Origin of the sequence: Helicobacter saguini, from assembly GCF_000762875.2 — a bacterium.
Classification (GTDB): domain Bacteria; phylum Campylobacterota; class Campylobacteria; order Campylobacterales; family Helicobacteraceae; genus Helicobacter_A; species Helicobacter_A saguini.
Genome location: NZ_JRMP02000006.1, coordinates 118,655 through 141,108 on the forward strand (window position 1 = coordinate 118,655; position 22,454 = coordinate 141,108).

The 22,454-nt window shown below is 34.2% G+C and carries 17 protein-coding genes; 13 read left to right on the plus strand and 4 right to left on the minus strand.

Translation table 11 applies throughout. From position 1 onward, the window contains the following. Positions 1–4: 4 nt before the first annotated feature. The 3 genes from LS64_RS05340 to LS64_RS05350 form a co-directional block, all read right to left on the minus strand. The gene (locus LS64_RS05340; RefSeq protein ID WP_052062548.1) at positions 5–1,021 is read right to left on the minus strand and encodes an ABC transporter substrate-binding protein; all 1,017 of its coding nucleotides are present in this window, start codon (positions 1,019–1,021) and stop codon (positions 5–7) included. 237 nt (positions 1,022–1,258) lie between these two features. Further along, a complete protein-coding gene (locus LS64_RS05345) occupies positions 1,259–1,825 on the minus strand; it encodes an outer membrane beta-barrel protein (RefSeq protein ID WP_034572537.1) in 567 nt (188 codons plus the stop codon). Positions 1,826–1,924: 99 nt separating this feature from the next. Next, positions 1,925–4,984 carry a hypothetical protein gene (locus LS64_RS05350; RefSeq protein WP_052062549.1) on the minus strand — a complete coding sequence of 1,020 codons (3,060 nt, stop codon included), beginning with the start codon at positions 4,982–4,984 and terminating at the stop codon, positions 1,925–1,927. A 98-nt stretch (positions 4,985–5,082) separates the two neighbouring features. On the opposite strand from LS64_RS05350, the gene LS64_RS05355 reads away from it, so the two are divergent. From LS64_RS05355 to LS64_RS05420, 13 genes are all read left to right on the plus strand, one after another. Beyond that, entirely contained in the window at positions 5,083–6,180 is a 1,098-nt protein-coding gene (locus LS64_RS05355; protein WP_052062550.1) for a glycosyl transferase family 90, read from the plus strand. A 28-nt stretch (positions 6,181–6,208) separates the two neighbouring features. Further along, positions 6,209–7,096 carry a radical SAM/SPASM domain-containing protein gene (locus LS64_RS05360; protein WP_034572539.1) on the plus strand — a complete coding sequence of 296 codons (888 nt, stop codon included), beginning with the start codon at positions 6,209–6,211 and terminating at the stop codon, positions 7,094–7,096. A 66-nt stretch (positions 7,097–7,162) separates the two neighbouring features. Further along, a complete protein-coding gene (gene gatC, locus LS64_RS05365) occupies positions 7,163–7,441 on the plus strand; it encodes an Asp-tRNA(Asn)/Glu-tRNA(Gln) amidotransferase subunit GatC (protein WP_034572542.1) in 279 nt (92 codons plus the stop codon). A gap of 52 nt (positions 7,442–7,493) precedes the next feature. Then, positions 7,494–9,158, plus strand: coding sequence for an ATP-binding cassette domain-containing protein (locus LS64_RS12760; protein ID WP_193554425.1), 1,665 nt, complete (start codon positions 7,494–7,496; stop codon positions 9,156–9,158). After that, on the plus strand, positions 9,159–10,526 hold the full coding sequence (locus LS64_RS05380; RefSeq protein ID WP_193554426.1) for an FAD-dependent oxidoreductase: 1,368 nt from the start codon (positions 9,159–9,161) through the stop codon (positions 10,524–10,526). Between the two features lie 65 nt (positions 10,527–10,591). Continuing rightward, a complete protein-coding gene (locus tag LS64_RS05385; RefSeq protein ID WP_034574623.1) occupies positions 10,592–11,590 on the plus strand; it encodes a type VI secretion system baseplate subunit TssG in 999 nt (332 codons plus the stop codon). Between the two features lie 57 nt (positions 11,591–11,647). After that, a complete protein-coding gene (locus LS64_RS05390) occupies positions 11,648–12,094 on the plus strand; it encodes a hypothetical protein (protein ID WP_052062551.1) in 447 nt (148 codons plus the stop codon). Positions 12,095–12,200: 106 nt separating this feature from the next. Next, the gene (locus LS64_RS05395) at positions 12,201–14,174 is read left to right on the plus strand and encodes a methyl-accepting chemotaxis protein (protein WP_118949334.1); all 1,974 of its coding nucleotides are present in this window, start codon (positions 12,201–12,203) and stop codon (positions 14,172–14,174) included. Between the two features lie 187 nt (positions 14,175–14,361). After that, on the plus strand, positions 14,362–15,252 hold the full coding sequence (locus LS64_RS05400) for a hypothetical protein (protein ID WP_052062540.1): 891 nt from the start codon (positions 14,362–14,364) through the stop codon (positions 15,250–15,252). A 33-nt stretch (positions 15,253–15,285) separates the two neighbouring features. Next, the gene (locus tag LS64_RS05405; protein WP_034572510.1) at positions 15,286–15,651 is read left to right on the plus strand and encodes a hypothetical protein; all 366 of its coding nucleotides are present in this window, start codon (positions 15,286–15,288) and stop codon (positions 15,649–15,651) included. 382 nt (positions 15,652–16,033) lie between these two features. Next, positions 16,034–17,071, plus strand: coding sequence for a PDC sensor domain-containing protein (locus LS64_RS05410; RefSeq protein ID WP_052062541.1), 1,038 nt, complete (start codon positions 16,034–16,036; stop codon positions 17,069–17,071). Positions 17,072–17,094: 23 nt separating this feature from the next. Continuing rightward, positions 17,095–18,138: a methyl-accepting chemotaxis protein gene (locus LS64_RS05415; RefSeq protein WP_202391516.1), complete on the plus strand. Its 1,044-nt coding sequence runs from the start codon at positions 17,095–17,097 to the stop codon at positions 18,136–18,138. 165 nt (positions 18,139–18,303) lie between these two features. Next, positions 18,304–19,431: a hypothetical protein gene (locus LS64_RS05420; protein WP_034572513.1), complete on the plus strand. Its 1,128-nt coding sequence runs from the start codon at positions 18,304–18,306 to the stop codon at positions 19,429–19,431. Position 19,432: 1 nt separating this feature from the next. Here the strand turns inward: LS64_RS05420 and uvrA are convergent, their stop codons facing one another. Beyond that, entirely contained in the window at positions 19,433–22,282 is a 2,850-nt protein-coding gene (uvrA, locus tag LS64_RS05425; protein WP_034574598.1) for an excinuclease ABC subunit UvrA, read from the minus strand. Positions 22,283–22,454 lie beyond the last annotated feature (172 nt).

A 22,454-nucleotide genomic window follows, 5' to 3' on the forward strand; every position in this document is an offset into this window, starting at 1 on the left:
CAATTTATTTTATTTTCTTCCTCAAATCTTCTTTTATCTGTAAAACTTGGTCGATTATGCTAGGTGAGCCGCGTAAAAGGGCGTGTAATTCCAAATGATACACATTACCATTTTTGATGGCTTTCAAGTGCTTAAATGCCGCATTTGCCTTAAGTAGCTCGTCTTTGTCTTTCACACGCAGCCCATAGAAAATAATGTCAGGATTTTTGCCAATTAGATACTCGGTGTTTAGTATCGGCTTCTCGCCCACGACATCTTTTGCGATATTTTTGATACCGATAGTCTCTAGCACATCGCTAGGCAGGGTGTCGCCACCAAACACCATAAGCGGCGTCCCACTATAGATAAAAACGCCGCTTTTGCCGATAGGGTCGGCTTTTATCTGCTCGACTTTCGCGTTAAAATCAGCGGCGACTTTTTTTGCATTCTCACTCTTGCCTGTTAGCTCGCCTAGCTTTAAAATGTTGTCGTGTATGGACTTTAGGCTATTTACAGGCAACATAATGGTCTTAATCCCATAACGCTCTAGGCTATCCTTTAGCCCCACGCTATAACTCGTAATCACCACGATTTTAGGCTTCAAACCGACTATTTTTTCAAGGTTTGGATTTGTAAAAGTGCCGACCTTTTCAAGCTTGCTAGTCTTTTCCACAGGCTCGATATTTTTCATATCAGGGATGGCAAGGATGCTATCCTCCGCTCCTATCATATACAAAATCTCAATGCTAGCGGGGTCTAAAACGACCATTGTGCCTTTGTTTTTGGCTACTTTAGAATCTGTTTTGAGCGCTTTAGAATCATTACTCGCAAGGGTTATAAAATCTTTGGAATCTACCTTTGCATTTGCCTTAGAATCTAGATTTGCACTTGTTTTAGAATCTAGTGTAAAATCCGCTTTAGAATCTACTTTAGATTCTATGTTAAAATCTTTGCTGATTTTAGAATCTTTACTCTGTGCCGCCCACGCACTCGCTCCTATCGCCCAAAATATTGCCATCACAACCACAAACAACTTTTTCATACTTCTCCTTTGAATCTTTTGAATTTAGATTCTATAACGTTATCATAAATTTTAATAATAACTATTAATTATATATAAAAAATGTGAATATTAACAAGATAAAAACATACAAATGCAAAAATATTCGAAAACTAAAATATGGAAATGTGGGAGTAAATCTAAAACTAAAAATAATGTCTTTGTGTAAAGTAAAGACATTAAATTTAAAATTAAAGATTAATTATGAAAGACTACAAACTAGAATATAAACTTATAGCTTGCTTGAATCTTAAGTGGTGAATAGAATCCAACATCAAGTGGACCATTAATATTCCAACCTGTAATAGGTAACTTAATACCTAAATCAACTCTATTGTGCTCTAAAATATTAAATGTCAAACCAGCTCGAGCAAACAAAGGAATTGCTCCTACACTTTCTGTATCAAGTATAGTATATTGATACCCAGCACCTACACCTACAAACACACCCATACCAAATGCACCACCATTAATAAAATTAACAAGTGCATCCACATTTAAATCAATGTCTATATTGTGGAATTTGTCAGCACCAGCACCTTCAAGGAACTTAGAATAATCTAGTTGCAAATAACCTCTAAGCCCAATTAAACCAAAATTTAGCTCATATCCAGCGTTAGCACCTACACTCCAACCACCTTGTGTAATACCATTGTAAATAGGTAAGTCAAATTTACCACTGCCAGTCCGACCAGCACCTATATCATAGCCACCTTGAACACCTACAAACACACCTGCTTGAGCGACTGCTACGCTCAATAATCCTGCTGCCAAAAACTTTTTCATACAAGTCTCCTTAAAATAAAATCTTAATGCAAACGCATTAAACTTGCGACATAAATCGACAAAAAATTTATTTTTTTTAATAAATAAAACTTAAATCCCTTACGAATTAATGTCCGTTTCTAGTAAAAAGGTTGGTTCTATTTGGACGTATTGCGTGGAGAGATAGCGTTCTAGCTCTAAGTTTTTATTTAGTATAGGCAAGGAATATTCAGCGATTATTTCTTTACTTCTTAGAATCTTATAGGTGCTATGTGTGCTAAAATCGCTCTCACTTTGCATAATTCTAATTAATGTATAGATTGAAATATCGCTTAAAAACTCATCTTCGCTCTGTGCTTTAATATCAAAAATATCAATGTATTTTTCCTTTAAATTAGATTCTAGAATCTGCCTTAAATTTTCCCTAGATTCTAAAAACTCGTGGCTAAAACTAACCTTAGTTTTTATATCAAGCAAAAATGCAATAAGTAGCACCACGCAAATATGAAAAAAATCATCTTTTTCATACACACGAATAATCATATTATACGCTCTTTTAAACTCATAAATATTCTCACCACGCACACTTCGCTTTAAGTCATCTAAGTGCTGGCTGTAATTATGATTTAGATTATAAAGAAATTCTACTTCATCCATACTTAAGATTCCACTAAAGCAGCCTATTATATCACTATACAAACTATTATTTTTAATAACACTATTTGGACTTGTAAGCAAAAGTTTTGTAAGCAAAATATTAGAGCCAAAGCTTGGCATATATCCGGGCAAGCACGCACGTGGCGAACCTGAGATTAGTTTATAAACATAGCACGCATTTATACGCATTGAAATTTTTATATTATTTAGTGCGTAGTTCATTTCACTTTTATTGTATGTGAAAATACTAATATTTGAAACATTTGGCGAAATATTTTGTATTAAATCAGCTAGTGAAGTCTGCACTACTTGCAATGGTATAAAGGCTTCCTTTGCCCTGTCATAAATATATTCATCTGTGTAAATTGTGATATTTTTATTGTTATAGAACTTGCTTTGTGCGACCTGCAAATACGCATCATAAAAGTTATAAAATGAGCTAATAAATACAATGCCTTCCCCTTTATCCCACACCAAAAGATTATTATTTGTATAATTTATGCAATCTTTTTTATTTATGATAATTTTTTCATTTATAGAATCTGGCTTAGATTCACTAATATCTCTAATACTCATAAATGGACAAGATTCTATAATACTTTCAAATACATAATAAAGTAGCCGTGAAATTCTGCCATCACTAAGCAAACTAACATTTCCTATCATAATATTTGCCGCGATAATTGAAGCTATCTCGCATATTGATAGCTCTTTAGTGTCAATAAAGATTCTACCGATATTCATTAATATTACAGAATCTGTTTGCTTTAAAAGCAATCTATATTCATACGCATAATATTTAAATGTATCAATTAGCATATAGACTTGCTCTTGCAATATAAAGGGCGGAGTTTGCGGATATATTTCTTGCAGTGTGACAAAAATAGATTCTATATTTTCTTTTAAATTTCCTAAAATTGACGTGATAATATTAAAGCGATTTTGCAATATAGAATCTTGCAATACCTTAGCGTTTTTAATCTTATCTTTTTCCCTTTCAGCATGCAGGGAAAATTTTGCAGGCATATTATTTAGCCCTTGAAGCGTTAGTCTATTTAAATCTTGCGGATTTAAATAAAGCACATCTTCTAATTTATGCTTATGCAAAAGGGTAAATTTCATCTCTTGTAATTTATCTAAAAAGCTTTTAGATTCTATAGAATCTTTGCTTAAAGGCTTTTGTATTTCATAATGAAAAGATTCAAAATTATATGAAGATTCCGCTAGATTCTTAGAATCTAACAAGGATTTTTTCTTAGAATCTTTATCTAAATTATTTAAAATACTTGCCATTGTGTTACATTTTTTCTCCCATTCTTTTTTATTTAGCTCGATATTTATAAGCGAAAAAAGATTGTGATTTAGACTAAAATGGCTTAGTTTTAAAAACATTGCAAGATTATCACTAAACTTACTACTATAAAAAATAACATTTATAATTTCCTTATTTTCCCTTTTTAGCAATTTATAAAATGGATAATTTAATGCCTTATTTACTTCAAATTTGCAAGAAATATTAGAATCTTTAATGATAGAAAATAGCAAAATATCCTGTGAAGTTACGTAGTATTCAATCACATTGCTATAACTTTCACAAGTTGCAAGAAGATTCAAAAAACTTGAAATAATGCTATTTTGATGTGTAAAAATGCTATTTGGCAAATGGCTTTGCGTTTTTAAAAAAACCTGCCTTTGATAGTCTATATCCATATCAACTAACCGCACAATAAGCCTTGCTTTTTTCTTTTGTATCAATCTTTCGCTTACTTCAATGATAGAATCTAGCATTTCTTTAGAATCTAAATGGAACGCAGGAAGACTTATACACACGCTAATAGGATAGCCTATATTATTAATACAACGCTCTACACTATCTAAAATAGGCATAAAAAATTCACTATTAATATCAAGCGTTATTACTTTTGAATTTGCATTATTTAGAATCTGTGCTAGATTTTCGCTAAAAGATTCTATAAATTTCTCTTTACTTATTAAGCTTGGGTTTAGCACTAAATTTAGCGGATTTATAATAACGCCACCTAGCTTATCATTGCTTAGAATCTCTTTAATAGATTCTATAAAATTAGTAATATCTTTTTGCAAAGTAGGTAAAGATTCTAAGATATAAAGGGAATTTTGAGCTTTTTTATCAGTTCTAATTTTCCTAATATCACTTGCTAAAAATGATTTTAAATGATATTTTACATCCATTAACATTAGCTTTTTTGGAAGTTTTAATCTATAAAGCAAGATTCTAAACATCTCAAAACTACTAAAAAAATGACGGCTAAAAAGTGTATTAAAAATAAAATTATCTAGCACACCATAAAAATTTTGATTAATCTTAGAATCTAATTCAATATTTTTTAAGTGAATAAGGCTTATTTGCTCGATAAAATCTAAGTCATCTTTACTCAAATTACGAGAGCGTAAATAAAGTTTTACATCTTTTTTTCGAATGTAGTGTCGCATTTTGGCTAAAAGTGAATTTGCATAATTTATGTCAAAATTAAATTCTTGCAATGTTTATCCTTAAAAATTATAGAATCTAAATAGCCTTAAATTCTATCATAATATTTAGTATAATTTGGTTTTTAGATTCTATAAATTAAAGAAGAAATATGAAAGATTCTTATAATCCTAAAGAACGTGAAATGCGATTTTTTTATAATCTTAAAGGCATTATTCGCCACATTACGCCACGTTTTATCCCACAAAGCCTTTTAGATTCTAAGATTAAGGGCATTTTTAAACGCTTTTCTTTAGAATCTTTAAAGCCAAGACTTGAATTTTACAATAAATTAAATTCTCATTTTGATATGATAAAGAATGCTAATGAACTCCCACAAAGCTGCAATTTTAACGAGCGATTTAATGACAAACTGCCAAGTGTGCCTAGCCGCCTAGCTAACCTAAAAATTGTAAAGCCAGACTTTGCCACTTTGGGCGAAAACTCCCTTAAAAGCGGCACTGCGTATTATTATGATAGCTATGAGTTTAGCCGATATTTTAGCGACAAACTGCGGTGGTGCCATCTTTTCCACGATGTAAATGAGCTAGTTTCCTACCCGGCAATTGTTAAGTCGCGTCCTATTTTTCCGCATAATGAGACTTCTGTGCTGCTCAAACTTGATAAACACAGGCATTTTCATTTTATAAAAGATTCTATAAAATATGAAAATAAAAAAAACATCCTGCTATTTCGCGGGGCGGTGCATCAAGGTCATCGGCTAAATTTTTTTCACAAGCACTTTAGCAACAAGCGGTGCGATATAGGGCATGTCGGCAATGTCGCGGATTATAACAAGGCTTTTTTAAAGCCTGCCATGAGTATAAAAGAGCAGCTAAATTACAAGTTTTTGCTTAGTCTTGAGGGCTTTGATGTGGGGAGTAATCTTAAGTGGATTTTAAGCTCAAATTCGCTTTGTATTATGCCGCCGCCGCAAATTGAGACTTGGTTTATGGAATCTAGCCTGCGTCCTGGCGTGCATTACGGAGAAATCGCCCTTGATTATAGCAACTTAGATTGCGTGCTAGATTATTACCTTACGCGTGAAAGCGAAGCAAAAGAAATCATAGAAAACGCGCATATTTTTTGCTCGCAATTTTTTAACCCACACTTAGAATCCGCCCTAAACTTCCTAGTTTTACGCAAATATTTTTATCTATCAAACCAAATTGATGTCTTGCCAATCGAGCAAGAGTTGTATGAAAGTTAGAATCTAGAAACAATGTTTAAGGTTCAATATGAAATTCTACAAAATTTATTTAGAAATTAGTGATATTTGCCATCTAAAATGCTCGTTTTGCCCGCCAAAAAAGGCGGTACGTGGCGTTATGGATTTGGCTTTGTTTGATAGCATTACCACGCAGATTAAAAATCATGTGAATTTGCTCGCACTGCATGTGCTTGGCGACCCGCTTTGTGTGCCGAATTTATCAGCTTTTTTAGATATTTTAGAATCTAAGAATATTCGTGTGGATATTGTGAGTAGCGGGGCGAATTTGAGTGATTTTCATTTTAAGGAGTTGGCACGACAAAATGTGCATCAGGTGAGCTTTTCGCTAGATTCTGCCTTTGATAATGGCTTGGATTTTGAAACATATTTTTCGCAGATTTTGCGTTTTTATGAGTTTTTGCAAACGTGTCCGTATAAAATTTATGTTAATTTACGCCTTTTTGGCAACTATGATATTACGCCGATTTTATCGCATTTTAGGGACTTTGAGAGCCAAGAAACTAAGCGGCGAATTAGGCTTAATAAACATTTTTTCTTGCGTTTTCATAATGAATTTAAATGGATAAAAAGTTCTAAAAATAATAACTTTATGGAATCTTCTTTTGTGAATTTTGCAAAAAGCGATTTAGATTCTAAAAATTCTAAAATTCATAACTTAGATTCTAATCTTAAGCCATATTGTTTGGGTAGTATTTCTCAACTTGGGATTTTATCAAATGGGCTTGTAGTGCCTTGTTGTTTGGATTCTAAAGGTTTTATGACTTTGGGGGATTTGAAAACTCAAAGTTTTAGCGAAGTTATAGAATCTAGAACTTTTAAGTCTTTTCAAAACGCACAAAAAACGCACAAAAATTTGTCACAAATTTGTAAAACCTGCACCTTTCGCGGCGTGTAGATTCTAAATTTTCACACAAAAATGTTATAATTTTCCATCACAAAAAGATTGAGTAAAAGGATACGAATGCAAGTAGATGACGCACTTTTAGGCAAGTTAGAAAAGCTCTCAATGATAAAAATTGATAGTAAAAAAAAGGAAAATTTTAAGGCTGAATTAAGCCAAATCATCGCAAAAATGGAGAGTTTGCAAGAAGTGGATACAAGCAAAGTTAGCGAAATTTCTAGCCAAAAAACGCCTATGCGAGAGGACATCCCACACGCTTCAAATATCACGCAATCTGTGCTACAACACGCCCCAGAAACGCAGGATAACTACTTTATCGTGCCAAAAATTATTGGATGAGATTGATAAAAATAGATTTTAGATTCTATAATTGCTAGATAAAAGTTGGATTATGCAGAAAGTTATAATAAGTGGTAGGGATGTTAGTTTTAAATATCAAAAAGAGTATGTTTTTAAGGATATAAATTTTGATATTTATAATAATGAGTTTTTGGGGATTATAGGTCCTAATGGCGGTGGGAAGACTACTTTTATAAAGCTTTTGCTTGGGATTTTAAAGCCTACGCCACTTGCTCCATTTTATAAAAACACTAACTTTTTAGATACAGATTCTATCAATAAGACCAACGCAATAAAAAAATATTTTATAGAAAATGCTCTAAATTCTACACATTCTAAAAATAATAACTTTCAAGATTCTAAGTTAGAAAATATAGAATCTAAAAAAGAAGATTCCATAAATCAAAGTAGCACGACAAACAATGATTTTATAGAATCTAATAAGCAAGATTCTAAAAACGACAATGCGATAGATAAAGATTCTATAAATCACAAAGATTCTAAACTAGAAAATATAGAATCTAATTCTATAATTCAAACCAGCACGATAAAACAAGATTCTAAAAATGACAACACAATAAATAAAGATTCCATAGAATCTAAACGACAAAATACTGAATCTAAAAAAGATTCTATAAATCAAAATTTTTCACACAACGACTCGCTAGACAAGGATTCCATAGAATCTAAAAAAGAAGATTCTATAAATCACAAAGATTCTAAACTAGAAAATATAGAATCTAAAAATCAAAATATTACAGATTCTATAAATAAAGATTCTATAGAATCTATAATGCAAAACACAGAATCCACGCGACAAAATATAGAATCTAAAAAGCAAGATTCCATAAAAAACATAAATATCAACTCCAGCGTGGTAAATAAAGATTCCAACATAGAATCTAAACTACACAACATAGAATCTAACGTGGATTCTAACAACCAAGATTCTATCAAAAAAGATTTTATAGAATCTAAAAGCCAAGATTCTAAAAACGAAAACACGACAAATAAAGATTCCATAGAATCTGCAAGGCAAAATATAGAATCTAAACACCAAAAAGATTCTATAGAATCTAAACACCAAAAAGATTCCACAAAAAACATAAACATAAACATAAACACAACAAACAAAGAACCCTACCAAAGCGGGATTTTTTATCCAAACAAAGACTTGTTTAATAGCACCAAACAAATCGGCTACGTCCCGCAAAATACGCAAATAAACCTAAACTTTCCCATTATGGCTATCGAAGTGGTAGAAATGGGCTTTTTAGAATCTAAAATGTTTGGATTTCGTGTAAAAAAGAAACAAAGGCAAAAAGCAATGTTACTTTTAGAAAAGCTAAAAATTGCCCATTTAGCCTTTAAAAAAATCGGCGAATTAAGCGGCGGTGAAAGGCAGCGAGTGCTGATAGCACGGGCTTTAGCAGGCGATAAAAAGCTACTCATTTTAGATGAGCCGACATCAAACATCGACACGAAAACACAAAAAGAAATCTACAAAATATTGCAACAAATCAATAAATTTCATACTATAATTTCAATCAGTCATGATATTCCCATCACGCTAGAATATGCTACTAGAATCTTGTATATAAATAAGCAAATTCATAGCCATGAAGTCCCAAAACTGACGCTAAATAGCGATAAAAATGATGGTCATATTTGTGAAATTGACATTTTTCAAGATTTTGTAAATGCTTTAAGGAGTTAGATAATGAATGAGTTTGATGTCGTAATCATCGGTGGTGGCGTGAGCGGATGTGCCACTTTTTACACATTGAGTGAGTATAGCGGCGTGCAAAAAATAGCGGTGGTGGAAAAAGAAAGCAAGCTAGCTCAAATTAGCTCAAATCATAAGGCGAACTCTCAAACGATACACGATGGCTCGATTGAAACGAATTATACAGCGGCAAAGGCTAGGTCTGTGCGACTTGCAGCGCAAAAAGTGCGAAATTTTTGCTTGAAAGAAAATCTGCAAAATAAAATCATATTTGAAATGCAGAAAATGGCGATAGGTGTGGGCGATGTCGAGTGTGAATATATGAAAAAACGCCATGAAGAATTTAAAGAGATTTTCAAAGGGCTGCAGTTTTTTGATAAAGAGCAGGTCAAAAAGCACGAGCCAAAGGTAATTGAAGGGGCAAATGGGAATGATAGACCTGAAAATGTCGTAGGCTCGGGCTATGATGCGGACTGGTGTGCGGTAAATTTTGAGCTTTTGAGCGAATATTTTGTAGAAAAGGCAAAGGAAAAAAATCCGCAAAATGAAGTATTTTTCAACTTTAAAGTCAAAGATATAGAATCTAAAAACACAGGATATGCGTTAAAAAGCGAAGATGGGCGTGAGATTTATGCGAAATTTGTGCTAGTAGATGCGGGAAGTTACGCCCTGCCTTTAGCCCAAAAAAGCGGGTATGGCTTAGATTTAGGCTGCTTTCCAGTGGCGGGGAATTTCTATTTTGCCCCAAATATTTTGAAAGGGAAAGTATATTGCGTGCAAAATCCAAAGCTGCCCTTTGCCGCCTTACATGGTGACCCGGATGTAGCGGTAAGTGGTAAGACGCGGCTTGGTCCTACCGCGCTTGCTATGCCAAAGCTAGAGCGTGGAAAACACTGGTTTGATAAGCTTAGTCCTGAGCTTTTTAAGCTTGATATGCACTTAGAAGTGTTTCAAATCACCTATGATTTGTTTAAAGATTCTGACATTCGCAACTATGTTTTCCGCAATATTTTCTTTGGACTGCCCTATTTTGGTAAGCGAATGTTTTTAAAAGATGCGCAAAAAATTATACCATCACTAACGATAAATCAAGTCGAACTAGCGCGTGGCTATGGCGAAGTGCGTCCGCAAGTGCTAGATAGAAGTGCGAAGAAACTTGTAATGGGCGAAAAGCGTATCCGCACGGGCAAGGGCTTAACCTTTAATATGACGCCATCACCTGGCGCAACATCGTGTTTGCAAAACGCAATGATAGATAGCGAAGAAATCACAGGCTATCTAAACGTCTCATTTGACAAAGAACGCTTCCTTCGCGATTTATCCCCTGAAGAGCTAGATTCTATAGAATCTAAGAATTAGATTTTAGAGAACATAAAGTGGAAAATAGCAACAATATTTTAGATTCTATAGAATCTAAGGGCGAAATACAAAATACGGAATCTAAATTAGATTCTAATATATCAGCCAATTCTTTTTATCTTGCATACAGCAATTTATTAAAAAAATACGCTAAAAATAATATTTTCTTGCGAGTAAATAACTTACTTGGTTGTCCTAACAAGGAGATAGATTCTATAAAAATTAATAAAAATGCAAAGCAATTAAATATAGAATTATTTATCAATTTTTTTGGTATTCAAGGCTCAACTTCACAACTTCCAAGTTATATGTTAGATAAACTTGCTAGAAATAAAGATGATGGAAACTCTTGGAGTTTGTTGCTTGATTTTTTTAATCATTATTTACTTGATTTATTTTATGAAATTATTTTACGCAAAAATTATCCACGTAGTTTTTATTCAAATTTTAATCAAAATATTCTAGATTCTAATAAATTAGATTCTATAGAATCTAGTATTTTTAAAGATAGTATTTCAAAAATTTTATTCAATATTTTGGGTATTGATAATGCTAAGATGGCACGTGTATATCTGCCTTTTGCACCTTTGATTTTAAGCCTTAGAAAACCTAAAAAATATATACAAAAAGTCTTAGAAACAAATTTTAATCTTAAAAATAAAATTTCTATCCTAGAAAATATTCCACATCAAATTAAAATAAATAAATATCAACAAAATAAATTAGGAATGCGTAATAATGTGTTGGGTGGTAATTTTATAATTGGCAAAACTATTATTTCTCATCAAACAAAAATTGCTATTTTAATAAACAATATCAGCTATCAAGAAGCATTAAAATTTCTCCCACATACAAAGAAATTTCAGGATTTAAAGGATGCTGTATTATTTTTGACGAACAATGAATTTGCCTTTGATTTATATCTTAAAATAAATTATAGTCAAATTATGTCATTAAAACTTGGCTCTAACGCGTTAAACAATACGGCTAAACTTGGATATGGCAGTGTATTAGGACATAAAAATCAAAAAATTTATAATATTTATATGAATATGTGGGGGTAGATTCTATAATTAACAGAATCCTTATAATATTATTTGAATTTATCTTAAGGAAACACAATGAAAATTTATCATTATGCAATAGTATCATTTGCAATATTGTTTTTTTTAAATTTTGCGTTTGCAAAGGTGATTGAGCCTAGTTTTGAGCTTGATTTTGACTTGAAAAAAGATGAGGTTTTACGTGCTGTGGTTTCTGCCTCAAAAGATTCACAAACTATTAGTGAAGAAAAAAACTTTACTTTGCGTTGGACGCTTTATCGCAATCAAGGGCTTGTTGTGCTTGTGCGTTATGATAATTATCCTTATCAATTTATGCTTTACAAAGATTTTCGCCTAAATAGTTGGAATCTAAATTTGCTTGATACACAAGGCGTAAATCGCGCACTAAATCAGCCCTATTTAAAGATTTATTTTCTAGGAATTGATGACCCATTTAATGATGAAAAAACCATTGCGCATTTGCGAATTTATGGCTATGGTGAGGTAACTTTTAGTAGGCAATAAAACATACTTTATTTCACATCCCCCAAAATAAATTTTACACTCCCTTTAAATAGATATTACATTTACCCTTTAAAATATACAAATACAAAATAAAAGGGAGAATAAAATGAGTAAAAAAATCTCGCTAAATATCATAATCGTGCTACTTATTTGCTTTAGCGCGTATCAAACTATAAGCTACATCAAGCAACGCGAATACCTTGTAGATAGCAGCCTTAGCATAAATGAAAAGCGGCTAAAAATCATTACCGCCTTTGTCAATAAGATTATTGAAGAGCAGTATGAGTTTGTAAATGGAATGGCAAATGATTTTACCAAAAATCCAAATTCCTTTGATAGAGAGCGAAATAATATCACTTACTATCTGCACGCAGCGGGTGTGACAAGTGGTGTTTTGCACGTATATATTAGCTATACTAGCGATGGCTACACGCTTACAAGTAGCAAGAAAGATGAGTATCAAACCCATCAGTTGCTTACAAATAACGGTGGATTCTATGATGCAAGGACTAAAGAGTGGTTTAAAGAAGCATTGAACGCGCGTAAAACGGGCAATACCGCGCCTTATAAAGATTCTACCACAGGCGAACTTACCATTACTTTTTACTCACCTGTCTTTGATGAGAATAAAAATGTGGCAGCGATTGTGGCGGTAGATTACGACTTAGGTAAGCTAAAGCAGGAAATAAGCGATATGCAAACCGATAAACGCGATGTGATTATCTTTAAAGATAATAATTTGTATATGCACCCCATCGCCGAATATGTGATGAATAATACTAATCCTGATGCAAAATACTCCCTTGATGTGATTAAGAAAAGTGCGGATAGCCACGAGCATTTCGAGTTTTTCCGCAAGGGTAGCCCTGATATGAAACATGGAATCTGCGAAAAGGCGTCACTTGATTGGAATATCTGCGTGGTAAGCAGTGAGAATGAGTATAAGCCTATAATTACGCGTTTAATCATTGAAAATACGCTGTGGTTTATCGCAATTATCGGCATCGTTGGATTATCGATTATTTTAGTTATCAAATGGACGTTAAAAAATCTTAAAGTTATGGAATCTAATTTGAGTGCGTTTTTTGACTTTTTGAATTATAAAAGCACTAGCATTTCGCTAAAAAACATTAAAAGCAAGGATGAAATCGGTGAAATTTCAAATAAAATCAATAAAGAAATCGCCTTTATAAAAGATATAAGACATAAAGAAGAAAGCCTAATGAGCGGACTAAATAATATGATAATTGAGGCTAAAGATGGCAAGTTTGGCGCGCAAATCGCAGTAGATTCTACAAATCCAAATTTGAAAAGCATAATAGATTCACTAAATGAAATGAGCCGCGTTTTAAGTCAAAGTATTTGCGAAGATATTTCGCGCATTCGTGGCATTCTAAAAAAGGCGATAAACCACGACTATAGCGATAGAATACAAAATCCTATCGGTATAGAAAAGGATATAAATCAAACGATAAACGAACTAAGCCTGATTCTAAAGAAAAGCTTTAATATTTCTCAAAACTTAGAATCTTATAGCACGACTCTAGATTCTAACGTCGCAAAACTACGTGATATAAGCCAACATCAAGCATCTTCACTGCAGCAAAGTGCCACCGCAATAGACCAAATAACGCAGTCAATTCAGCACATAAACGATAAATCAAACCTAGTAAAAGGGCAAGGAGACGACATACTACACGTAATCGATGTAATCGGCGAAATAGCGGAGCAAACTAACCTACTAGCACTAAATGCTGCAATCGAAGCAGCAAGGGCTGGGGAAAATGGACGCGGCTTTGCAGTCGTAGCCGATGAAGTGCGGAAACTAGCCGAAAAAACGCAAAAAAGTTTGAGTGAGATTGAGACGAATGCAAAGTGCTTAACACAAGGCATTAACGATATGGCACACGCGATAAATGAGCAAACCACCGCAATCGCACATATAAATGAAAGCATAGCTGACATCTCAAACACAACGCAAGAAAATGTGAATATGGCAGACACTACGCAGACAATCGCCACTGATATAAACACGTTAAGCACGGATTTAAACAACGACTTGGAAAACAAGCGCTTTTAGAATCTAAGATTCTATGTGTTTAAGAAAATTAAAACTGCTTTTTTAATAAGAAATAAAAAGTGAAATTTTTTCACACTTTAGAATCTAAAAGTTAAAATTTTTGTAAAAAAATTATATGATTATTACATAATCTTGTATAATTCTAACTTAACATATTTCTAAATATTTCAAGTGGATAGGGTAGTAAATGCAGCATGTTTCTCATCACGATTTTAACTCGCAAATGCCTACTAAGATTGCGGAAAAAGAGCTATTTGAGTATGATAATAATGACTTGGTAAATGAAGCCTTTGATAACTTGATTATAGAACCGCTACTTAGCGGAAAGGCTTATTATGTCAATATTTTGGAGTTTAAGAGCTTTGAGACTAGCAGTTTTTCTAATCGTTTTGATGATTTTAAGCTTGACAAAAATATAAAAAATGGCTATGTGGATAAATATAATGTCGAGCTTGCGCCCTTTTTGGTCTCATTTGAGTTTAAATATAGTGAAAAATTTATACAAGATAGTGTTGATTTATTTAGCAAAATTGTGAGTAGCAGGTATTGTAATAGTAACGCAAAGCAAATAAAAGACATTCGCAATCTTGATTTACCTTGTGCTATTTATGGTGATTTTGAAATCACGTATATACAAAAGGAAGGGTGGTATGGGATTAAAGACTTGTATTTGCATACTTTTCAATCCATTCGCTCAGAGTATTCTAGTATTTTGGCAAATAAGCTAAATAGGCTTTATTCGCATCTATATTTTTCTTTTGCTAGTAGTGATGGGGAGCATATTTTGGGTGTATTTTCGGATTTTAGAGATTATGGGCTTACTTTTTATAATACAAAACGTAGCAGAAAAGTTAGCAATATCCTAACTAATACGAAAAATTTTACATATCCTATGTATCAAGTAGAGCCGCTTAGCCCCCTTGCATTGTCCTATAAACAGCGAACGTTTTTTTTAATTCGCCAGCATGAAGAGGAAAATCAATACGCCTTTATAATCTATCTAAGTGGAGATGAAGTAAGCAAAATAAACAAACTAAAAGCATGGGCACGTGCAGATAAACACACGGGGATAATGTAGATTTTGTAAATTCTATGAAATTAAGGAGAAAATATGAAAAAAATGGAAATAGCAAAAGATGTGATAGAAAAACAAGAAAAAGATAAACAAAATAAACTGAGCAATAGCATAAAAGATTATATGGATATAAAATCACAAGAATTAGATGAAAAGCTAAAGAAATTAGGCACGGGTAAAAACCCACTAAATGATGTTAAACAAGTAGGCGATATTGCTAATGCTTTTAGCAAGTTAGCTAATGCTGGACTAATACTATATAAAAGTATTGATGAAAGCGATAGAAATAAGCTAAGTAAAGCTAAATTAGAGAAATTAATATCTAATGAAGATGATTTAAAAAAAATGCAAGAAGTATTTGACAAAATTGCAAATAATTTTGAAAAAGCAAAGAAAAACTAAAATATTAAGCTGTTATATTGTTTGTATTTTGAAGCTAAATGATGAAATTGAAATATAAAAAATATCCTTTTATGTTTCATTTCTACACACCTATTAAAATTTTTTATTAAAATTTGCTTAAAATGAGATGATTACAAAATAATTACATTACTATTACGAAAATATTTTAATCATTTACAAATCATTTACTTTACGATTTAATTTTGAGATTTTTTCTTAAAATCATAGAATCTAAAATCAAAAAATAGAATCTAAAATCACACAAGATTCTAAAAAGATTCTATAAACAAAGATTCTATAAAACAAAAGTAAAATATTTCAAAATATAGAATCTAAATAAGTGATTTGTTCTAATTTATAGAATTTTAGTAAGGAGAATTTTATGAATTTCTACAAAAATCTTAAAATCGGGACAAAAATTTGTCTTGTGATTGCGTGTGTGCTTGTTATTTGTGTCGGTATTATGGGCGTTTTGATTTCAAATCAAACATCAAAAATCATTAGCGAAGAGTCTCATAAACTGCTAGATAATGTGACTGATAGGTTCGTGGCGATGGGCGTTGGCGCGATTGAAAGCGGCTTTGGCAATGTAGATTCTGCGCGTAAAAATATCGACTCAGTTTATAGGATGATTGATGTGATTCCGCTTGAGATTTTAGAATCTAATCTTGAATCAATGAGCGATGTTGGCTCGTATGTGAGTGGCTCGTTTATCTATCTTAAAAATGGTGCAAATATGTATCGCAACGACCCAAAACTCCCTAAGGAACATCATTTCACCGCTGATGGCGGTATGCTACTTGTAGCAACTGATGATGACCCTGAAAATGACGGCGGTGTGCGTTATGCCCCTGCCTTGCCTGAGATTTTGGAGTATCCCGCATTTAAAGAGAGTTTGCAAAATAATAAGCCTGCCTTTGGTATCCCTCGCCGCATACATTTGGGCGGGAATGATATTTATGGCGTAACGATGACTTATCCTATTGTGAAAAATAATCAGGTTGTAGGCGTTGTTGGGGCGTTTTTGAATCTTAAGACGCTTCAAGCTGCTTTTAGAAAAGAAGAAGATTCTGTATATAAAGGTAGTCGCATTTTTATGCTTGATAGCAAGGGCGTAGTAGCAATCCACCCTAGTGAAAGTTTCTTAATGAAAAAGCTAGATGAAGTGAATAAAGATGCTACTGCTACGACATTATTACAAGCTCAAGCCGCTGGAAAAGATGGAATCTATGAGTATAGGACAACTGATGGTGTAAAAAGCCTTGCTAGTTTGCAAAGCTTTGAAATTTGGCATGGGATAAATAAACGCTGGGCAATTATCACAACAGGTCCTGAAGAGATAATAATGGAGCCGCTAAATACCGTGCAGCTACCGTTCTTGTGCTTTCAATCGTATCTATTATTGTCATTGCGGTGGTGATTATTATTTACATTCAAGGGGGCTTGGTTAAACGTATAAATGGGCTACTTAATGGACTTTTGCAATTTTTTGCCTACCTTAATCACGAGCAAAAAGATGCACGTTTAATCCCCATTCATGGAAATGACGAGCTAGGAGCTATCGGCACAGCGATAAATAAAAATATAGAGCGAACTAAGGCGAATTTGGAGCAAGATTCTAAGGCAATCGTGCAGAGCGCTGAAACTGCACAAAAGATAGAATCTGGCGATTTGACCGCGCGAATTATCGAGCATCCAGCTAATCCACAGCTAGTGGAACTTAAAGAAGTGTTAAATAGAATGCTTGAAATCTTACAGCAAAAAATCGGTAGCAATACAAATGAGCTTGCCCGCGTGTTTAATAGCTATACTAAGCTAGATTTTACAACCGAAGTGGCAAATGCAAAAGGTCGCGTAGAAGTCGTTACAAATACTTTGGGTAGTGAAATCCGCACGATGTTAGAATCTTCTAGCAAGTTTGCAAATGAATTATCCGCGCAAAGTGCGAGCCTGCAAGAATCTATGCAGCAGCTAACGCAAGGCAGCTCAACACAAGCATCATCTTTAGAGCAAAGTGCATCGGCAATCGAGCAAATCACAAGCAGTATGCACAATGTAAGCGATAGAACAGGCGAAGTGATTTCACAAAGCGAAGATATTAAAAATGTAATCGGCATTATCCGCGACATCGCTGACCAGACAAACTTACTAGCTTTAAATGCGGCTATTGAAGCAGCAAGAGCAGGAGAGCATGGACGTGGCTTTGCAGTCGTAGCTGATGAAGTGCGAAAGTTAGCAGAACGCACACAAAAATCTTTGGGTGAAATCGAGGCAAACACAAACATTTTGGTGCAATCTATCAATGATATGGCAGAAAGCATAAAAGAGCAAACTCAAGGTATCTCACAAATAAATGAAGCCATCTCGCAACTAGAGCAAGTAACGCAAAATAACGCCGCCGTGGCAAACACGACAAATGAAATCACACAAAATGTAAATCGCATCGCCCAAGAAATCCTAGATGACGTGAATCGCAAGAAATTCTAAACCACCTTTCTAAGCAATTAATTTAATAAGACAAAATCTTATTAAGTTCCATTCAACCATAAAAAAACATACAAACTAACCTAAATTTCCAAAATCTTTTCAATTTTCAAAGCGAATCTTAAAATTTATTTTATAGAATCTAATTTAGATTCTAAAGGAGAAAGTATGAAACTTCGGTATTTTATAGGCTTTGCTATCGTGTATATCGCGCTTGTGACGATTTATGCCTTTTATGTGACGCAGGATACTTTTACGCTGCACAACACGCTTTGGTTTGACTTTGTGCTGACGTTGCCGCTTGCGGTGTGGCTTTGCTTGCCGATGGTCGTGCTGCTGCTTATCACTTGGATTTTTATGAGTATCGGCGCGGTGGTTGTGCAGTTTAAAAAGATGAGTTTGAACCGCGATGTGGATAAAATCATTACGCAAATCGATGAGCAAATGCTAGGAGGTGCCGGTAATGACAGGGTTTTCTCAAATGTGCGGCTAAAAGAGCTAAGCAAAATCCTAAAAAGATTCTATCTTTTGCCAAATCTAAGCTCAAATTTGAGTAATAATGAGAAATTTGACAATAATTTCGCGCAGCTAAAAGACATAGAGCAAGGTGGCGAAGTGCCTAAAATAAAGCTAAATGCGGCGCATCCGCTCTATCGTAAAAATCTTGAAAATGGTGTAAATGTAGATTCTAATAAGGCGTTAAATGTGCTTAAAACGCCCTTAGATTCTATGAACGCCTTTAGCCTTTATCAAAACGCACAAAGTTATGAAGTTTATAGCTTTGCATGGGAGAAAATTATAGAATCTAAAAGTGCGAAATTGATTGAAAAGGCTTTGAATCTTAGTCCAAATCATCTAAATTTTGCAAATATTTCTAAGATTATAGAATCTAATTTTGCAGATTCTATGAAGCTTAAAGATGAGCTTTTGATTTCTGCGTTAAAGGCTTTGAATTTGAGTGAGCGTGAGTATCTAAGCCTTGCGATAAATCTGGCGAAAAATTTGAGTGAGAATAATATCAATGCGGTTTTAAGCTTTTTTGAGCGGCTTAGTAAAGAGGCTGAAAATAGCGTATTTGCCTACTTTTATATGCTTTTAGAGGTCGGCAAGACAAGCGAGGCAAGCGAGCTAAAAAGCCACTATCCAAAGAATGATTACCTGCCTATTTCGGCATTCTTAGAGCTGAAAGAAAAGGGCTATCCGCTTTTGGTGTTTTTTGACCCGCTATATTTTCGCGAGAATAAGGAAAAGAAAAGCACTAACACAGAAAACGAATCTAGTGAAAATAGAATCTAGATTATCCATCGATTTCTTTAGCAAGGAATTGGGCGGTGTAGCTGTGTGTTTTAGATACGTTAGCGATTATAGAATCTACGCTGCCAACAGCGATTACTTTTCCCCCGCCACTGCCCCCTTCAGGTCCCATATCTATGATATAATCTGCGTTTTTTATCACATCTAAATTATGCTCGATTACCACGACTGAGTTACCTAAATCTACAAGGCGGTGCAACACGCCTGTAAGTCTATCCACATCTGCAAAATGCAGTCCCGTTGTAGGCTCATCTAAAATGTATAAAGTTTTTCCCGTGTCCTTGCGACTTAGCTCTTTACTTAGCTTTATTCTTTGGGCTTCACCACCGCTTAAAGTAAGCGAACTCTGCCCTAGTTTAATATATCCTAAGCCCACAGCATTGAGCGTTTTCAAGCGATTATAAATCTTTGGAATCTTAGAAAAAAACTCTAAGGCCTCATCCACACTCATATCTAGCACATCCGCGATATTCTTACCCTTGTATAGAATCTCAAGCGTTTGCGCGTTATATCGCGTCCCCTTACACGCATCACATTGCACCATCACATCTGGTAAAAAGTGCATTTCTATTTTTATCTCGCCTTCACCCTGACATTTTTCACAACGCCCACCTTTAACATTAAAGCTAAAGCGACCTACGCTATATCCGCGGATTTTGGCTTCTTTACTTTCCGCAAAAATATTTCGCAAGTCATCCATTAGCCCTGTGTAAGTGCTAGGATTGCTACGCGGCGTCCTGCCGATAGGACTTTGGTCTAGATATATCACTTTATCAAGATTCTCTAAGCCTTTGATTTCCACGCCATTACTTGCGGTTGTTTTTTTTCTATGATTTAGCAATTCTTGCGCGACCGGCAAAAGCGTTTGTAAAATTAGTGAGCTTTTCCCACTACCGCTAACGCCTGTCACGCACACAAAGTTAGATAATGGAATCTTAACGCTTACATTTTGCAGATTATGCAGTGTAACATTGCTAATGCTTATCCATTCCTTTTGTTTGCGATTGTGCGGATATTTTATCTCTTTTTTACCGCTTAAGTATTGTGCGGATATAGTATTGCTTTTTAGCAAGTCTTTTACACTTCCGCTAAATACCACTTCACCACCATAAATCCCAGCGCCAGGTCCTATATCCACGATAAAGTCCGCATTTAATATCGTCTCTTTATCGTGTTCTACGACTATCACGCTATTGCCCTTTTCTTGCAAGGATTTTAGGGTTTTTATTAGTTTCAATGTATCCCTTTCATGCAAGCCGATACTTGGCTCATCTAGCACATACATTACACCTGTTAAGCCGCTTCCTATTTGAGATGCAATTCTTATGCGTTGAGACTCGCCCCCACTAATGCTTCTAGCATCTCTATGTAATGTAAGATAGCCCAAACCTACATCATACAAAAAGAACAAACGCTCTTTAATCTCCTTTAATATAGAATCTGAAATCTGCTTTTGCTGATTATTTAGATAATCAAAGTTTTTAGATTCTATAAAAAATTTATAGCTATCTTGTATCGGCATAGAAATCACATCTGCTATGCCCTTATTTGCTACTTTTACGCTTAAACTCTGTGGATTAAGTCTAAAGCCCTTACACGCAGGGCAGGTCTTTTCTATCATATATTCACTTGCATCTTCTTTCAAAACATCTAAGGCGATTTGCATTGCTCCTCGCCAAGTTTGTTTAAGTTTGCTATGTCGCCACTCGACTTCAATTTGCCTTGAGCTACCATAAAGTAGCGCATTTTGCACTTCGGGGGTTAAGTCGTTAAATGTAGCATTTGGCTTAATATTATAAGCCGCACAAAAGCCCTCAAATAGTGCGTAATAATAGCTCCTATTAAAGCCAAAGATAAACTTTATCCCGCCCTTATTTAGCGGCTCATTTTTATCAATAATGGAGTTTATATCAAGGCTATATTTCATTCCTAAGCCGCCGCACTCTTTACACGCACCTTTGGGCGAATTAAATGAGAAAGCCAAAGGCTCTAAAGGCTCAAAGCTTACTTTACAATGGAAACACGCCAAATGCTCGCTATAATGTATGATTTGATTCTCATTTTTTTCGCTATTTGGGATATTTTCTTTAGAATCATTTAGAATCTCTACTTCGATTTCACCATAAGCTTCTTTTAACCCAGATTCTATAGCTTGAGCGATACGCGTTTTATTCTCTTCTTTTAACACAACTCTATCAATTACTAAACTTATGGTTTGCTTTTTGGTTTTAGATAAGCTTATTTCTTCGTCTAGTCGCGTTATAACGCCATTTATTTTAGCCCTAACATAGCCTTTATTTCGCAAAGATTCTAACTTTTCAGCAAAGCTGCCTTTTTTATCTTTCACAAGTGGTGCGTAGATTATAAGTTTAGAATCTAGCGGCAATTTAAGCACTTCATCAATTATATCTTGCGCACTCATAGAGCTAATCTTACGCCCACAAATGTGGCAAAACTGCTCGCCCACACGCGCATAAAGCAGCCGCAGATAGTCATAAATCTCAGTAATCGTGCCAACGGTGGAACGCGGATTTTTACTCGTAGTCTTTTGGTCAATGGCAATCGCCGGGGTCAAACCATCGATTTTTTCCACATTTGGCTTGCCAACTTTATCAAGGAACTGCCGCACATAACTACTCAAAGATTCTATATAACGCCGCTGCCCTTCAGCATATAGCGTATCAAAGGCAAGTGTGCTTTTCCCACTACCGCTAAGCCCTGTAAAAACCACAAGCTTATTTTTTGGAATCTTTAAGTTGATATTTTTTAGATTATTCTCTTTTGCCCCTGTGATTTGTATATAGTTTTGGGTATCAAGTGGCGTTTCTTGCATTTTAGATTCTATAATTTGCGTAGAATCTTTAGTGTTTTTAGATTCTATATTTTGCTTAGAATCTTTTGTTTGTTTAGAATCTTTTTTAATACTTTTTGCCATAATTTATCCTTAAAAATTTCATCTTTAAAATCTTAACGAAAATTAATATATTAAGCAAAAACGATTCTAA

Coding starts and splice junctions, on each gene's coding strand:
- LS64_RS05340 (WP_052062548.1), bottom strand. CDS start 1,021: ATGAAAAAGTTGTTTGTGGTTGTGATGGCAATATTTTGGGCGATAGGA.
- LS64_RS05345 (WP_034572537.1), bottom strand. CDS start 1,825: ATGAAAAAGTTTTTGGCAGCAGGATTATTGAGCGTAGCAGTCGCTCAA.
- LS64_RS05355 (WP_052062550.1), top strand. CDS start 5,083: ATGAAAGATTCTTATAATCCTAAAGAACGTGAAATGCGATTTTTTTAT.
- LS64_RS05360 (WP_034572539.1), top strand. CDS start 6,209: ATGAAATTCTACAAAATTTATTTAGAAATTAGTGATATTTGCCATCTA.
- gatC (WP_034572542.1), top strand. CDS start 7,163: ATGCAAGTAGATGACGCACTTTTAGGCAAGTTAGAAAAGCTCTCAATG.
- LS64_RS12760 (WP_193554425.1), top strand. CDS start 7,494: ATGCAGAAAGTTATAATAAGTGGTAGGGATGTTAGTTTTAAATATCAA.
- LS64_RS05390 (WP_052062551.1), top strand. CDS start 11,648: ATGAAAATTTATCATTATGCAATAGTATCATTTGCAATATTGTTTTTT.
- LS64_RS05395 (WP_118949334.1), top strand. CDS start 12,201: ATGAGTAAAAAAATCTCGCTAAATATCATAATCGTGCTACTTATTTGC.
- LS64_RS05400 (WP_052062540.1), top strand. CDS start 14,362: ATGCAGCATGTTTCTCATCACGATTTTAACTCGCAAATGCCTACTAAG.
- LS64_RS05405 (WP_034572510.1), top strand. CDS start 15,286: ATGAAAAAAATGGAAATAGCAAAAGATGTGATAGAAAAACAAGAAAAA.
- LS64_RS05410 (WP_052062541.1), top strand. CDS start 16,034: ATGAATTTCTACAAAAATCTTAAAATCGGGACAAAAATTTGTCTTGTG.
- LS64_RS05420 (WP_034572513.1), top strand. CDS start 18,304: ATGAAACTTCGGTATTTTATAGGCTTTGCTATCGTGTATATCGCGCTT.
- uvrA (WP_034574598.1), bottom strand. CDS start 22,282: ATGCAAGAAACGCCACTTGATACCCAAAACTATATACAAATCACAGGG.